10 protein-coding genes are annotated in these 12,863 nt (G+C 44.2%); 1 reads left to right on the top strand and 9 read right to left on the bottom strand.

Translation table 11 applies throughout. From position 1 onward, the window contains the following. The first annotated feature begins 235 nt into the window (after window positions 1-235). Complete coding sequence (locus ACYH0O_RS01820) at window positions 236-1,303, top strand: AbrB family transcriptional regulator (RefSeq protein WP_482630893.1); 1,068 nt, start codon at window positions 236-238, stop codon at window positions 1,301-1,303. Here ACYH0O_RS01820 and ACYH0O_RS01815 read toward each other — a convergent pair. From ACYH0O_RS01815 to aceA, 9 genes are all read right to left on the bottom strand, one after another. Continuing rightward, a complete protein-coding gene (locus ACYH0O_RS01815) occupies window positions 1,300-1,749 on the bottom strand; it encodes a YueI family protein (RefSeq protein ID WP_482630892.1) in 450 nt (149 codons plus the stop codon). The genes ACYH0O_RS01820 and ACYH0O_RS01815 overlap by 4 nt on opposite strands. 150 nt (window positions 1,750-1,899) lie before the next feature. After that, window positions 1,900-2,850, bottom strand: coding sequence for an ornithine carbamoyltransferase (gene argF / locus ACYH0O_RS01810; protein WP_482632475.1), 951 nt, complete (start codon window positions 2,848-2,850; stop codon window positions 1,900-1,902). Next, complete coding sequence (locus tag ACYH0O_RS01805) at window positions 2,850-5,927, bottom strand: carbamoyl phosphate synthase large subunit (RefSeq protein ID WP_482630891.1); 3,078 nt, start codon at window positions 5,925-5,927, stop codon at window positions 2,850-2,852. The genes argF and ACYH0O_RS01805 overlap by 1 nt, the downstream gene beginning before the upstream one ends. Then, entirely contained in the window at window positions 5,920-6,984 is a 1,065-nt protein-coding gene (locus ACYH0O_RS01800) for a carbamoyl phosphate synthase small subunit (RefSeq protein WP_482630890.1), read from the bottom strand. Before ACYH0O_RS01800 ends, ACYH0O_RS01805 begins: the two co-directional genes overlap by 8 nt. A gap of 72 nt (window positions 6,985-7,056) precedes the next feature. Next, the gene (locus tag ACYH0O_RS01795; protein ID WP_482630889.1) at window positions 7,057-8,217 is read right to left on the bottom strand and encodes an acetylornithine transaminase; all 1,161 of its coding nucleotides are present in this window, start codon (window positions 8,215-8,217) and stop codon (window positions 7,057-7,059) included. After that, window positions 8,214-9,023 (bottom strand): acetylglutamate kinase, encoded by an 810-nt coding sequence (gene argB, locus ACYH0O_RS01790; protein ID WP_482630888.1) that lies wholly within the window; start codon window positions 9,021-9,023, stop codon window positions 8,214-8,216. Before argB ends, ACYH0O_RS01795 begins: the two co-directional genes overlap by 4 nt. After that, a complete protein-coding gene (gene argJ / locus ACYH0O_RS01785; protein WP_482630887.1) occupies window positions 8,986-10,215 on the bottom strand; it encodes a bifunctional ornithine acetyltransferase/N-acetylglutamate synthase in 1,230 nt (409 codons plus the stop codon). Before argJ ends, argB begins: the two co-directional genes overlap by 38 nt. A 14-nt stretch (window positions 10,216-10,229) precedes the next feature. Then, the gene (gene argC / locus ACYH0O_RS01780; RefSeq protein WP_482630886.1) at window positions 10,230-11,264 is read right to left on the bottom strand and encodes an N-acetyl-gamma-glutamyl-phosphate reductase; all 1,035 of its coding nucleotides are present in this window, start codon (window positions 11,262-11,264) and stop codon (window positions 10,230-10,232) included. Window positions 11,265-11,487: 223 nt separating this feature from the next. After that, window positions 11,488-12,768 carry an isocitrate lyase gene (aceA, locus tag ACYH0O_RS01775; RefSeq protein WP_482630885.1) on the bottom strand — a complete coding sequence of 427 codons (1,281 nt, stop codon included), beginning with the start codon at window positions 12,766-12,768 and terminating at the stop codon, window positions 11,488-11,490. Window positions 12,769-12,863 lie beyond the last annotated feature (95 nt).

Here is a 12,863-nt window from a genome sequence, read left to right as displayed (position 1 = left end):
ATTCGCGTCATTAAAGCAACTATGATAATAGATAACGATTGTTAGGATCATGGCTGATTCTTGTCCATACCTCCATTCATTCTACCACGAATTGGGGATAGTATGTGCCATTTAGTGAGGGACGGACCTTGGTGGGGGTATGGTGTGGTGAAATTATAGTTAACGCATTCCATTTGCTTCCTCTCCTCCAATTGATTACCTTAAAAGGAGGACATAAAATGAGAGGATTTTCAAAATGCATCCTATTTTATTAGCCTTTGTCGTTGGAGTTGCGGGCGGCGGGGTATTTACGCTGCTTCACCTCCCTCTGTCCTGGCTGCTCGGTTCTATGACATCAGTCTTCTTCATCAATAAATGGATGAAGCTCGATTTAGCATGGCCCTCTTATTTCAGAGATCTTGGATTAATCATTGTAGGCTATGCCATTGGACAATCCTTTAGTCAGGGAACCATGATTGAGATTGTTACCCAGCTCCCTTCCATGCTGACGATGACGATTGCCATCATTATCTTTAGCATGGCCCTCGCCTATATCACATCAAGAATGACGGGGATCGGTCTTTCCTCTACCATTACAGGAAGTATACCAGGAGGACTTTCGCAGATGGTGGCTCTTGGAGAGGAAATGAAGAATATAGACTTAACGGTTGTGACAGTCCTGCAGGTGATCCGTTTATTATCGGTCATCTTTGTTGTACCGTTTCTGGTGTTCAGCCCCCTTTTAAAAGGCGGTGGTGGAACGAGTCCCGGGAATGCTTTACCACCCTTCGAAGTACCCTCATTCCAGTGGGCCTTCATTCTATTCTTCATCATTGCCATTCTATCAGGGATTGTGGCTAAAAGAATCCATTTACCCACCCCTGCAATGCTAGGACCGATATTAGCCATTGGTGGCTTCATGGTGTCTGGGTTTTCTGTACCCCAAATGCCCGATCCGTTAATTATTCTGGCTCAATTATCCCTGGGAATCTACTTTAGTTTCATGATGAATTTCTCTTCATCTAAAGAGTTGTCCAAGTTCATCCTTTGGTCTTTATTTACTTCTTTCTGCCTGCTATTATGTTGCGCGTGCCTTAGCTTTGTATTAAGTCGCTGGCATGACATTACATTTCTTACTGCCTTTATTAGCCTGGCTCCCGGGGGAATGGCAGAAATGGCCTTAGTAGGTCAAGCCGTCAACGCTGATCTTTCCATCATTACCGGATATCACTTATTTCGGATATTGTTTATTCTGTTTATCATCCCAGCGATTTTGAAAGGGTTGTTTAAACTCTCCTTTTTCAAAAAAGGCACACAGTTTTAAAAAAGCTTGTTTTTAATTGATGAAAAGATGCTTTTCTTTGGCTTTTGTTTCGTTTTGGCTTCAGAGGTCTTTTCATTTTTTTTCTTCACGTAGATTTCCTCTTTATCAATGGCATGATCATAAGCGAGTACGAGACCAATATCGGTTTCGACCTCCTTATTTGTCACCATTGAAAACGAGACGTGATACGTATCAGCAAGCTTGATGTATTTAGATAAGTAGGAGTAGCTCATATTACCATTTAATAAAAGCTTCGCATCAGGATGCTTCTTCAGACTCTCCTGAACTTCCTTGTACAATCCCTTTTCCCTTACCTGACTCTGAGTCAAGGCAATGACGATTCGTTCCCGCAGGCTCCCGAGAAACTTTCTTCTTTCATCAGGCTTCGTTTGCTTCTGGCCATATATTCCATTATCCAGGTAATCATCAATCGTTGGTTTACTCAAAACCACTAGCACCTCCAAAACGGTCTAATTACAGTTTCTCCTACACTATATGTTTACATGTGTTCGTTTGGTTCAGTCTTATTTTCTCTTATGGAAATGCTTTCAGGCAACAAAAAGGTCCGCTTCCATTCAGAAGCGGACCTAACAGCTTTATACAAATAGTGATTGCAATATAGCCTTCTGTACATGCAATCGATTCTCCGCTTGCTGAAATACGGCAGAACATGGTCCGTCAATGACAGCCGCTGTCACCTCTTCTTCACGATGTGCCGGGAGACAATGGAGAAATTTCACTTCAGGTGCAGCATGCTGAAGCAGCTGTTCATTCACCTGATAAGGCTTGAAGTCTTTAAGGCGCTTAATCGCTTCTTCCTCCTGCCCCATGCTTGCCCATACATCGGTGTATACGATATCCGCATTCTTAACAGCTTCTACCGGATCGTAAGAAAGAGTAAAGCTTCCGCCGTTCATTCCGGCAAGTTCCACCGTCTTACCGATAATTTCTTTAACGGGTTCATAGCCTTCAGGACAAGAAACGACGACATCCATTCCAAGCTTCGCACAAAGAATCATAAAGGAGTGTGCCACATTATTCCCGTCCCCTATATACACAACCTTCAATCCTCTTAGCGTTCCCGCAAGCTCCAAAATCGTGAGAACATCCGCCAATGCCTGACAAGGATGGTACGTATCGCAAAGTCCGTTGATGACTGGAACATTCGCGTACTGGGCCAATTCTGTAACCTTCTCAGTTTCAAACGTACGGATCATGATTCCATCCACATAAGAAGAAAGGACCCGTGCCGTATCTGCGATCGACTCTCCTCTTCCCAGCTGTATATCACGGGCATTCAAGTAGATGGCATGACCTCCCATCTGGAGCATCCCCGCTTCAAATGAAACACGGGTTCTTGTGGACGACTTCTCAAAGATCATTCCAAGGGTTTTCCCTTCCAACACCTTTGAATAAGGATTTTTCTTCAAGTACTGAGCAAGTGATAAGAGCTCATGTACTTCTTCTGTAGTGTAATCTAACCACGTGACAAGATCTCTCCCTTTCAAGGAAACCTTTACCGGCGACGTCGAAACACTTGAATTCATCATACTCTGCTCACTCCCTGTATGGATTTTGATTGTGCCAATGGAATAGGGTTCACTTTATTCACTTTCATACTTCGAATAAAAGCCAACAGGGTCTCTGCCTCGGTTAAAACGGTAACCCCTGCCTCTAAAGCTGCAATTCTTCTCTTCTTCATTTCGTCTGTTTCTTCATGACTGAAATATACAGAGGCATTGCTTGTTTCAATCCAGTCACTAAACGAAGCTTCCGTAGAAGTTTGGTACTGTTTTAATTCTTTCTGGTTACTATCGATATAAACCGTACCACCAGTTTCTACAGCCTCATGCAACCCTTCAAATACTTTATAGAGGGCTTCTTCAACCGTCTTACCAAGACATAGCCCTTCTCCCGTTGATTTCATATTGGCCCCGAGTGTTTGATCGATCTCCGGCAGGGCATGCGATGAAAATACAGGATATTTTACTCCTACAACGTCTATTTCTGAAGGAGGGCTAAAGGCGTCTATCTTCAACGTCTCATCGCACATGATGTCTGTTGCCATATCGATTAATGAGTATCCAAGGACCTTGCTGACCACCGGAACCGTCCGGCTTGCTCTCGGGTTCACTTCCAACACGAATACCTCTTCACCCTGCAGCAAAAATTGAATATTCATGATCCCTTTGTAATGAAGGGAAGACACAATCTTCTGAGCATACCCTTCAATCGTTCTCTTGATTTCAACTGACAGGGATTCAGAAGGAAAAATAGACATGCTGTCCCCTGAATGGACACCTGCCCGTTCAATATGCTCCATGACTCCGGGAACGTACACTCCGCCTCCATCCCCCACCAGGTCAACTTCAATTTCCTGACCCGCTTTGAATTCATCCATTAAAATAGGGAAGTACTCTTCATCCGCTTCCTGTATGAACCTCTGCATCTCGTGTAGTGTCGTTACCTTCACCATCCCTTTCCCTCCAATCACATAGGATGGACGGCAAAGAAGAGGAAAAGTTAAATGTTGTGCTACTTGTAATGCTTCCTCCTTACTGTGGCAGATATCTCCTTTCACTCGAGGAATCTCCAGTTCATCCAGCAGTTGATAAAAACGGTCGCGATCCTCTACACGGTCAATGGTATCTGAAGATGTCCCAAATAATTGGACGCCCTTCTTCTCTAAAATAGAAGCCAGGTTTAATGCCGTTTGTCCGCCGAATTGTACGAGTACGGTATCGACTTTCTCGTGCTGGATAATAGAAAGGACCGATTCTTTCGTAATAGGTTCAAAGTACAATCGATCTGCCGTCTCATAATCCGTGCTCACGGTTTCGGGGTTATTGTTCACCATGATGGTCGTGTATCCATGCTCTTTCAATCGATGGATCGCCTTAACGGCACTGTAGTCAAACTCGACCCCCTGACCGATTCGAATCGGTCCCGCTCCAACAATCAGGACCTTCTTCTCTCCATGTAAAGGTTGAATCTCATTGTCTCCATAATAAGTAGAGTAGGCATAATTGGTGATCGCTTCGAATTCACCTGCACATGTATCCACCATTTTAAAGGCGGGCACAATTCCTGCCTCCACTCTCTTTTTTTCAATGGACGCTTCCGGTTTCCCCATTAATCCCGCTATAGTTTTATCTTCAAAACGGAATTTCTTAACTTCTTTCAAAAGATCAGAAGTGAAGTCGGACGTTCTTAGCTTATTTTCCATAAATACTAATTTACTCAGGATAGACAAGAACAGCTTATCGATTCCTGTCTTTTCATGAAGAGTGTGAATTGAATGGTCTCGTCTCAACAATTCCAACAGTTCAAAAAAGCGAAGATCCGTGGGTATTCCAATCCTCTCTTCCAGCTCTTCATGAGATAAGCCGGCCAGTTCGCTATATATGTTTTCTAAGGACAGATCTAACGACTGAAGAGCTTTATGAAAAGCAGCCTCTAACGAACGCTCGATCGCCATCACTTCACCCGTTGCTTTCATCTTCGTTCCGAGCACCCGATTCGCCTCAGGAAATTTATCGAATGGCCATCTCGGAAACTTGACGACAACGTAATCAAGAGCTGGTTCAAAGCTCGCAAAAGTGGTTCTTGTCAGAGGATTGATGATTTCGTTCAACGTATAGCCAACAGCAAGCTTCACCGCAATTTTGGCGATCGGATAGCCAGTTGCCTTCGATGCCAAAGCAGAGGACCTGCTCACCCGTGGGTTCACTTCAATCACATAGTACTGGTTACTGTTAGGGTCTAAAGCAAATTGTATATTGCATCCTCCCACCACTTCTAACGCACTGATAATATTAAACGCCGCTGTACGGAGCATATGAAACTCTTGATCTGTCAGGGTTTGGGACGGAGCGACGACGATGGAGTCACCCGTATGGACACCAACAGGATCGAAATTTTCCATATTACAGACGGATATACAATTTCCTTTCGAATCTCTCATGACTTCATATTCAATCTCTTTGAATCCGGCAATGCTTTTTTCCACCAGTACTTGATGAATTGGGCTCGCCTTTAATCCGGTTTGAACGAGTTTACTATATTCCTCCTTGTTTGTAGCGATCCCACCGCCTCTTCCCCCCAATGTATAAGCCGGGCGCACAATGATCGGGAAGGAAATCTTTTCAGAAAAAAGGATAGCCTCTTGAAGGTCGTGTACGATATCACTTTCTGCCGTTGGATGTCCCAATGTGTTCATCAATGTTCGAAATTTCTCTCTGTCTTCTCCTTTTTGAATCGAGTCCACAGATGTCCCGAGCAGTGTCACTCCATATTCCGCGAGAACTCCTCTTTCATCCAACTCCACTACAAGATTCAGAGCGGTTTGACCTCCAAGATTGGCGACGATTCCGTCGGGGCGTTCACTAGCGATAATCGCAGTTAATGTTTTTACCGTTAAGGGCTCGCAGTACACTTTGTCAGCGTAGGTCGTATCCGTCATGATCGTAGCCGGATTATGATTCACGAGAATCACTTCATACCCTTCATCCTTCAGGGCAAAGCAGCCTTGTGTACCTGAATAATCAAACTCTGCTGCTTGCCCGATTATGATGGGTCCTGATCCGATTATGAGGATTTTTTGAATACTGGAATCTTTAGGCATACATCTTCTCTCTCCCTGGTTGTTTAATCGTTTGATAGAATTGTTGGAATATCCACGAAGCATCTTCCGGACCCGGACGCGCTTCAGGATGAAATTGAACCGAAAGGATAGGCTTGCTTATATGTTGAAGCCCTTCAAGGGAACCGTCATTGACATTCATAAAACGCGGTTCCAGCCCGGTTCCTGTTAAACTGGCACCGTTCACGACGTAATTATGATTTTGTGATGTGATATACACCTCTCCAGTTTGGTTATCGATGACAGGATGATTCGCTCCTCTATGACCGAATAATAATCGTTCGGTATCCCCTCCGAGTGCCAGTGCGATTAATTGATGCCCTAAGCAAATTCCGAGGGTCGGAATCTCCATGATTTTTTCCTTCAGCTTAGGTAAAAGACTCATCATTTCTTTCGGATCTCCCGGACCGTTCGACAACACCAGTCCGTCAACATTCATTTGATCCAGAAGGTCAAGCTGATGATAGGGAATGACGGTAACATGACAATCCATCTTTACCAGACTGGATAGAATCGATTTCTTTACACCGAAATCGACAACGGCTATATGCCTGTTTCCACTACCCATCTTGCGGATCTGAGAAAGGGCTACCTTTTCGATTTGACCTGTGAGCTTTTCTTTTAGAGGAAGCACTTCTGTATAAGATATACACGCATTTTGAGTTCCAACATCACGTATTGCCTTCACCACCTGCCTAGTATCCACACCTGTCATGAATGGAATCTTCCACTTCCCGAGATAGTCTTTAAGGGAAGAAGTCGCATGATAATGGGAATACAACTCCGGTGATTGAAGCATGATTACCCCTTTCACTTGCGGCTGTGAGCTCTCAAAGTCATCTTCGTTCACGCCATATTGACCGATGAGCGGGTACGTGAAAACAACGATTTGGTCTTTGTAGGAAGGATCGGTCAGTACTTCCTGATACCCCGTCATTCCCGTGAAAAACACAATCTCACCCTGAACGGGATCTTCTTCATCCATTGTGACTTCACCACTAAAGGTCTTTCCGTTTTCTAAACATAAGTAACCTGTCATGAGGTCGCCTCCTATATTTGAATATTTATATAAACAAAAGAATTTTTATACATTCATATCTAAAAAAATAGATTAGTAGACACTTGCCGCTTGATGCTGTTTTAGCGTGCCGACAAGTATGTGAAGTGCCTGATCGAGCTCGTCATAGGTGACCGTTAATGGTGGTAATAGACGGATCACATGAGTACCTGCCGGCAGCGTCAATAATCCATTTTTCCGCAGCTTATTGATGATTTCTTTTACTTCCATATCGAATTGGATACCGATCATAAAGCCTATCCCTTTTACCTCTTTTACACTCCGACATTCCTGTAGATGATTCTTCAGCTTCTGCATAAAGTACTCAGATTTACTTTGTACTTCTTTCAGAAACACTTCATCAAAAATCGTTTCAAGAGTTGCTTTCACTGCGGCCATCGCTAATGGATTACCACCGAATGTCGACCCGTGAGTTCCTGGCGAAAAGGAAGATACAAGATCTTTTTTACCCATCATCGCACCTACTGGAAAACCGCTTCCCAGTCCTTTAGCCGTCGTAACGATATCCGGTTGCAGGGAATAATGCTGATAAGCAAATGGAACTCCTGTACGACCGATCCCTGTTTGGACTTCATCGACAATGAGTAAAGCATCCATCTCCTTGCACAACCTTTCTACTGCCTGTAAAAAAGAAAGAGTACCAGGGTTCACCCCGCCTTCCCCTTGAATCACTTCCACCATGATGGCCGCAACGTCATTTCCTTCCACGTTCGAAAGAGCCTGTTCATCGTTATAAGGAAGATAGTCAAAGGTTGGAACCAATGGACCGAATCCGCTATGAATCTTCTCCTGCCCCGTTGCACTCATGGTCGCAAAGGTCCGGCCATGAAACGATTGGTTGAAGGTCAGAATCTTCGTTTTGCCCGTATGCTTTTTGGCTAACTTAATTGCTGCTTCATTCGCTTCAGCTCCACTATTACAGAAGAAAACAGCATCTAAGCCGCTCGCGGAAGTAAGGAGTGAAGCCGCCTCTTCCTGCAGCGTAATCGGAAACAGGTTTGATACATGCCAAAGTTTATCCAACTGTTTTTCAAGAGCCTTTTTCACAACATAAGGAGAGTGACCTAAATTACAAACTGCTATACCTGATATGAAATCCAAATAAGATTGCCCGTTTTGATCTTGAACAATTGTGCCGTTTCCTGAAACCAATTCAAAATCCAACCGATTATAAGTAGGAAATAAATGACTCATACCGCCTCGACTCCTCCTCCTTCTGTTATATGTGTACCCTGCATTTCTCCGTCTTGAATGATCGTGTCCTGACACCCGACGATCATTACTTCTTTAATGTTAAGCTGCAAAACCGATAGGGCTGCCTGCACCTTTGGAATCATTCCACCGTGGATGATTCCGGTTTCTATATAACGAAGGATCTCTTCCTTTGTTACACGTGAAACAATTTTCCCTTCTTTTAAAATGCCGGGAACGTCTGTGACAAAGACCAGTTTCTCTACTTCCAGGGCTTCGGCTATGGCTGATGCGGCCAGGTCTGCATTCACATTCAGCTTTTCCCCCTTGTTTGTAGTGGCAAGGGGAGCGATAACCGGCACATAGTTCAGCGAAAGCAAATTGTTTAATAGGGTAAGGTTTACCTCTTCAATCTTACCAACATAACCTAAAGACCCTTCATCCATGATGCTGGCCTTTAACAAATGGGCATCGTACCCGCTTAATCCGATCGCGTTAATCCCTGCCAGATTGAGTTGATGGGTTAACTCGCTATTCACTTTTCCCTTTAACACCTGTTCTACGACTCCAAATACCTTCTTTGTGGTTTTTCGATGGCCGTTAATAAAGGTGGATTCAATGGCCAGTTTGTTCAGCATAGCCGTAATCTCAGGGCCCCCCCCGTGAACAAGGACCACATGGTAGTACTTCTGAAGATCTTTTATACTTTCATAGAAAAGGGATGAGAGCTTAGAAAGGACACTTCCTCCCAGTTTGATTGCAATCACTGGCTTATGTTCGATAACTTGCATTGATTTTGACGTAATCATACGTAAGATCGCACCCCCAGGCTTTTCCTTTTCCTACTCCACCTTGCAACCCGACAGATATGATCACATGTTCAGCTTGCATATACTGACTTACACTCTCTTCATTGAATGGCTGTGGAGTACCATTCGAAAACACAAGTGTCTCTCCAATATAAATATCACATTGATGGGGCTCAATTTTCACCTCACTGTGTCCCATAGCACCGATGATTCTTCCCCAGTTTGGATCCCTGCCAAAGAGTGCCGTTTTGACTAAATTGGAACCGACGATTTTCTTTGCCAAAATATTGGCGTCTTGATGGGAATGAGCTCCTTTTACGTTCACTTCCACGAGTTTGGTTGCTCCTTCACCATCCCGGGCAATCTGTTTGGCCAGATCTTGACATACGTGCACTAACCCCTCTTGAAAGTGATGCCAATCAGGATGGCTTTCATGCAATGTGTCGTGCTCAACCATCCCGTTTGCCATCGCAATGACCATATCATTCGTAGACGTTTCTCCATCTACAGTGATTTGATTAAAGGATTGATCGATCGCTGTTTTAAGTGCTTTTTGCAGGACAGTGGATGGAATCGATGCATCCGTTGTAATGAAGCCGAGCATCGTTGCCATATTCGGATGAATCATGCCTGATCCCTTCGCACATCCTCCGATGGTGACCGTTTCTCCATCTATTATCACTCCATAGCATGAAGTCTTTTCGATAAGATCCGTCGTTAGGATGGCCTGCTGAAATGATTGGGCACTCTGCTCTGTCGAATCAACCTTGATTTCGTTACAGCCCTTTTCAATCTTCTCCATAGGAAGCCACTCACCAATGACTCCTGTCGAAGCAACGGCTACATACTCTTCCGGAATTTGAAATCGTTTTGCCGTCCACTCCCTTGTTTGATAAGCATCCTTTAATCCTTGTTCACCCGTACAGGCATTTGCGATCGCGCTGTTCACCACAATCGCTTGCAGAGTGTGAGATTTCAAGATGCTTTCTTGTGTGACCTTTAGGGGAGCAGCTTGAAAGTGACTTTGCGTATAAACCGCTCCGACTTGTGCAGGCTTCTCGCTGTAAATGACCCCGAAGTCTTTCTTTGCGTATCGAAGGCCGGTGTGCATCCCCCCTGCCTTGTACCCTAGAGGTGAAAGAATCGTTCCCCCAGGAATGTGTTGAATAGCCTTTTCTTTTACTAGTTTCATTGATTCTCCCCCTCTTATGGATAGATTGGATAGTGATAGAGTCCTGTCGTTTCTTCCAACCCCAGCATTACATTCATATTTTGAACCGCCTGGCCGGCAGCTCCTTTTAGCAAGTTATCGATCACGGACACAATCGTGACCCGATTCGTCCGCGAATCTACTTTTATCGCGATATCGCAAAAATTCGTGCCGAACACTTCTTTTGTACTTGGGAACTGGCCAACAGGACGAATCCTGATGAAAGGATGCTTCTCGTAATAGTCCTGGTAGATGTTGTGCAACTGCGCAGTGGTGTATGTGCTTTTTAATTCCGTATACATTGTAGCCATAATCCCACGGGTCATAGGAATAAGATGAGTCGTAAAGGTAATCGGTCCCGTTTCGCTGTTCCACTTCTTCAGTTGCTGTTCAATTTCAGGGGTGTGCTGGTGTTGATGAACCTTATAGATTCGTAGATTTTCTTGAGTCTCTGAAAAGTGACTGGATTGAGTTGCTTTTCTCCCGGCTCCCGATAATCCCGTTTTGGCATCGATAATGATGGAATGGGGATCGACAAGCTCATGGTGGAAAAGCGGAGCCAATCCTAGAAGTGTGGCTGTGGGAAAGCAGCCTGGGTTCGCAATCAGTTCCGCTTCTTGAATGGATTGTCGATTGCATTCTGTGAGACCATACACCGCTTTCTGTAAAATATCTGTAGATGCTGACTCTCCTTTGTACCACTTTTTGTATTCTTGAGGATTCTTCAAACGTAAGTCCCCTGAAAGATCGATCACTTTCGCCTTTTCACCGAGGAGCTTCTGGGATAATTCCTTCGATACACCGGAAGGAACAGCCAAAAAAACGAAATCAAGCTGCTTCATTTCCTCGATATTAATAGCATTCACTACTTCATGTGACAGGTTAAAGAGGTGTGGATATTGATTTGCATAAGGTGTCCCTTCCAACGAGGATGAATATAAAATACAATTAACTACACTTGGATGGTTTGCCAACAATCGATGCAACTCCACTCCACCATAACCAGTACTACCAACAATACCAACATTCATAACTAATCACCACACAGATTAAATTTAAATTAGCTCTAATTATATGTATGTATATTAATAAAATCAATAGTATATTTATAAATTTATTCTATAAAGTTAAACTATTCACAAATTTGCATCGATAGTACTACATTGCGGATCGCCTAAAGAAAGGTCCGTCCCTAGGGGTATTGCAACCCCCGAGGGACGGACCTTCCTTTATGTTTTTATGCAATTGAATTTTTTAGAATTGAGCAGCCTCTGTCGAACCTTTAAGGGCTGTTGTAGAGGATGTTCCACCTGAGATCACCATCGATACTTCATCAAAGTAGCCTGTTCCTACCTCGCGCTGATGTCTCGTAGCTGAATAGCCATATTTCTCGCTGGAAAATTCCGCTTCTTGAAGCTTGGAATACGCAGCCATTCCGCGCTCTTTATATCCTCTCGCAAGCTCGAACATGCTATGGTTCAGTGCGTGGAATCCTGCTAGCGTTACGAACTGGAACTTATAGCCCATTTTCCCAAGCTCCTTTTGGAACTTAGCGATCGTTTCATCGTCCAATTTCTTCTTCCAGTTAAAGGATGGTGAGCAGTTATACGCCAATAATTTCCCTGGATGCTCAGCATGAATCGCCTCAGCAAATTGGCGAGCTTCTTCAAGACTCGGTTCCGATGTTTCACACCACACAAGATCTGCATAAGGAGCATAAGCCAAGCCTCTTGCAATCGCCTGATCCAGACCGGCTCTTGTACGGAAGAACCCTTCAGGAGTGCGTTCCCCTGTAATGAACTGTGCATCGTATGGATCCACATCGCTCGTGATTAAATCTGCGGCATTCGCATCTGTACGGGCTACGATTAATGTAGGTACCCCCATTACATCTGCCGCCAGACGTGCTGAAATTAAATTCTTCACGGACGTTTGGGTCGGCAGTAATACTTTACCTCCTAAATGTCCGCATTTTTTCTCAGATGAAAGTTGATCTTCAAAGTGGACAGCTGAAGCCCCCGCTTCGATCATACCCTTCATGAGTTCGAATACATTAAGCTGTCCTCCAAAGCCAGCTTCTGCATCGGCTACAATCGGGACAAACCAATCGATCGATTCATCACCTTCAACATAATGAACCTGGTCTGCACGCTGCAGGGCTTGATTGATTCTCTTTACCACGGATGGTACAGAGTTCGCAGGATACAAGCTTTGATCAGGATACATTTGCCCGGCAAGGTTAGCATCGGCCGCTACCTGCCATCCGCTTAAGTAGATAGCTTTCAGACCGGCTCTAACTTGTTGGACCGCCTGGTTTCCAGTCAAGGCACCAAGTGCATTGATATAGTCTTCTTCGTGAAGCAGATTCCACAATTTTTCAGATCCGTGTCGCGCAAGAGTATGCTCGATATCTATTGATCCTCTTAAACGGATGACATCTTCAGCTGAATAAGGACGGGATACCCCTTTCCATCTTTGATCCATTTCCCAATTCTCTTGTAGTGCTGTTACGCGTTCGTTATTTGCTTTTACCATTGAAAATCTCTCCCTTTTGTTTGTTATTTGGCTTTGATTCTAAGCATTAAGCAAGTACTTGGGTGAAGTTATATTTATCCGGCATGCAATCGTTT

The organism is Rossellomorea sp. H136 (genome assembly GCF_056838065.1).
Note: the sequence above shows the minus strand (reverse complement) of the source record. Positions and strands in the feature narration are given on the sequence as shown.